The sequence below is a fragment of the Corynebacterium sp. HMSC076G08 genome, from assembly GCF_001811515.1.
GTDB lineage: Bacteria > Actinomycetota > Actinomycetes > Mycobacteriales > Mycobacteriaceae > Corynebacterium > Corynebacterium hiratae.
Map to the genome: position 1 here is coordinate 1 of NZ_KV805013.1, position 3,119 is coordinate 3,119.

General features: G+C 57.1%; 1 protein-coding gene and 1 pseudogene. Both read left to right on the forward strand.

Annotated features, from left to right (window positions below):
- Window positions 1–306: 306 nt before the first annotated feature.
- On the forward strand, window positions 307–1,656 hold the full coding sequence (gene purT, locus HMPREF2806_RS02335) for a formate-dependent phosphoribosylglycinamide formyltransferase (RefSeq protein WP_070515973.1): 1,350 nt from the start codon (window positions 307–309) through the stop codon (window positions 1,654–1,656).
- Window positions 1,657–2,348: 692 nt separating this feature from the next.
- A pseudogene (locus HMPREF2806_RS13530) lies at window positions 2,349–3,119 on the forward strand (adhesin); the annotation flags it as partial.

Sequence of the window (3,119 nt, forward strand, 5' to 3'; positions counted from 1 at the left end):
GCCTGTTGGCTGATGCTTGTGCACCGGGTGCTGGTGAGGGTTCCTCCAAGTAAGAGGAAGACCGCGATAACCGAGGGCCAGTCGGCCCCCGTGGCCGGCTGACACGCTAGAAGGTCAGTCTGTAGCACCAGGCCCCCTTTCCCACTGTTTCCCTGCGGTGGGTAAAGGGGGCTTTGGTGATCCTGCACCCCGGGGCCGGAGCCCGGGGCACTGTGCCGTCGTGTGGCGCGGTGAGTTTGGGTGGTTGTGGGGAATCGGGGGACGTCGCCAAGCAGCGCGGCGTCAAATGTGTGCGATAATTCGAGAATGACTACCGTAGGCGACATCGCAGGCCAGATCGGAACCCCCTTAACAGGAAGCGCCACCAAGGTGCTGCTCCTCGGGGCGGGCGAGCTGGGCAAGCAGTTGGTAATAGCCTTTCAGAATCTGGGGCTCGAGGTGCACGCTGTGGACCGCTACGCAGGAGCACCCGCGCAGCAGCTTGCGCACTTTAGCTACATCGCAGACATTAGGGACCCGCAGAAGGTGTGGGAGCTGACTGAGAAGATTAAGCCAGACTACGTAGTCCCAGAGGTGGAGACTGTCGCGGTGGAGACGCTGAAGCGTATAGAGGAATTCGGCACCACCGTTGTGCCATCAGCGCGGGCCTGTGAGCTGACGCAAAGCCGGGAGAGCGTGCGTGAGGTAGCTGAGAGCATCGGCTTGCCCGTCACTGCCTATCGCTTTGCTGAGTCCGCTGAGGAGCTGCAGGAGGCAGTGGGGGAGTTGGGGCTGCCGTGCATCGTGAAACCGGACATTACGACCTCCGGGAAGGGCCACATCCTTCTTAAGGAAGAAGAGGACGTGGAGGAGGCCTGGTCCATGGTGCGACACGTGTCCTCGGAGTATAAGCGCGTCGTGGTGGAACGCTTCGTCGACTTTGATTATGAGGTCACGCTGCTTGCTGTGCGCTCCATTGACCCGGCTACGGGCAAGATGGCCACGTGGTTCAGTGAGCCCATTGGCCACCGTCATGAGAAAGGCGATCTAGTGGAGTCCTGGCAGCCGATGGCGATGAGTGAAGACGCCCTGGCGAACGCACGCTCCGTGGCCGCGCGCATCTCCAATGAATTGGGTGGGCGTGGTGTCTACGGCGTTGAGCTCTTCGTGGCGGGTGATGAGGTGTATTTCTCCTCTGTTTCGCCGCGTCCTTTGGATACCGCAATGCTGACTGGATACACACAGCGCTTCTCTGAGTTTGAACTCCATGTCCGCGCAATGTTGGGCTTCCCGATCGATGTGACGTTGGTCAGTCCCGGTGCGGCGGTCATTTTGCACGCGGACGCTGAGCTTGATGACGTCTCCTACTCCGGCCTCGATGCCGCCCTGGCGTATGAGGAAACTGACGTGCGCCTGTTTGGCAAGCCCTGGGCCTACGCCGGCCGCCGCATGGGCATGGTGGCTACGACCGCCGAGGACGTTGAGACCGCCCGCGACAGGGCAGCACTCGCGGCGGCGAAGATTACTGTGGAGCCGGGCTCGTCTTCAGGGGGAGACCAGGTGGATGCGCAACCTGTGGCGCCCGCGGGCTCGCCGGTTTCCGACATCGAGGTTATTGAGGTTCCCGAGCCTGTCGTCGACGTTGACCCGAAGCTCACGCGTTCCGCCGATGATTAAAGAGGGGGCTCGGTGATCCATAAAAATGTTTAATGGGGGCAGTGGCCTAAGCCCTGTGGGGTGAGGTTTCTAATGGGGAAAGACGGCCGTGCTTTGCGCACGGCCGTTTCGCGTGTCTGCGAGGTGTAGCGGTAAGGATGTTAAGTGCTCGCGAGTACGAGTTTCCGCGGGCCTTGGGGTGCTGCAAGGTGGTGAGGTTCGTAGGTGCTTACAAGGGGATTAGGCCAGCGCGGGTGCGCACTGTGCTGTTGCGCTGGCGGAAGGTTTCCGAGCGCAATCCGGATGGGCGAAAACTGATATGTAAACTTAGCAAATCTTAGGTAGAGAATTATAAGAATTGCTTAGAAATTGACGACGTCAACAAAAAATAGAACAAGTAGGCGATAGAGGGGGGACAGTCTGACTTGAAAGTGGTTTAGTACAGCATAAACATGCTCCAACTTGGGTATAGGCGAAATTTATAGAGCAATGAGATACCTTGCAGCTTCCCGTATTGAATGATAGTCTCCTGAGTGAACTATAAGAGTTCGTGAGATTCCTGAGAGGAATCGCCGGTCAGGGTGTAAAAACCTACGTCCAGATTTCAGATTGGTTCAGTGGTCTAAGGCTGCTGTGTAGAAAACTTGTAGACATTCACATCATTCGAAGAGGAAACGATGAGTAGATTAAGGAATATCTCCAGAGAGGGGTGGATGGTCTTTACTGCTGTGCTTACAGCAATTGCAGTAATTGCGGCCATGGTTACCGTTCCCTGGGCGAAGGCTGGCGCGGCCGAGCCGACTGATTTCGTGCCTAACACCACCTTGGGCGCTGAAAATGCGAAAATTGGCGGAGATCATAGCTGGGGCCAGCTTGTGTGGGCTGGTGTTCCGCCAGAAGGTGCGAGAAACCCTCACAAGAACAATGATGTCGGATGGGGCTGGTGTATTGATTACACTGTTGCCGATCCCATGCTCAAGAAGGGCAGCTACAAGAAGTCCACAGCAGGTGCGATTCGCTTTGATGACCCGAAGTTCCAGAATGCGGCTATCGGCATTGCAATGAAGCTGCGTGATGCTACGGCGGCTGGCGATAAGAAACTTGCTAACCGTTACAGCGTTTACTTGGCAGCGCTCGTCTCTGATGCGTCGGGTAGGGCTGCCGCGATTAAGTTTATTCACGCAAACGACGGCGGAAATGTTTCTGGTCTGGCACGTCCGCTCCACGGGTTCGACGGCAATTCAGAGGATTTCACGGCGAACACGGGGCTGCGCATTCTAAAGGACAATGCCCAAACGCTCGACCAGCAGTTTGAAGCCGATCCGTCGGTTACTATCCCTGAGCAGCCGGCGGATGCCTTCATCACTGTGGTTGGTCCCAACGGCATAACCACTCATAACAGTGGTGGGGGACAGCGTGTGGTTCCGATTGACCAGCCTGGTCTTCCAGATGAGTCTGATACTCCGAAGATTTCGACGAATGCT